This window comes from Streptomyces sp. iso_384 (genome assembly GCF_056172905.1).
The window spans coordinates 1-273 of record NZ_JBWBTT010000007.1 but is presented as its reverse complement, the minus strand read 5'-3'; the positions used below and the strand labels follow the sequence as shown (position 1 = coordinate 273).

General features: G+C 65.9%; 1 pseudogene. It reads left to right on the top strand.

Annotated elements, in window-relative coordinates:
- A pseudogene (locus AC0VY3_RS36330) lies at positions 1 to 273 on the top strand (hypothetical protein); the annotation flags it as partial.

Sequence of the window (273 nt, the reverse complement as noted above, 5' to 3'; positions counted from 1 at the left end):
TTTCCTTCATGATCGGCCCGAACGGTGAGTTCTGCCTGTGGGGTGACACGTGGGCTCCGCTGTACGCCTCTGTCGAGGGCTGGGTGGAATCGCTGGCACTCACCCACCACGCCTCCCGCTGGGCCAAGCAGGTCACCAGACTGCACGGCGACGAGGTCGAGGCCCTTTCGCTGGACGACTTCGAGCCGGTGGAAGAGGTGCAGGGCATCGTGGACACATGGTGGCGGGGCCCGGACTCGCTGGTGGCGCTGCACAACGGCGAGGCAGAATGCT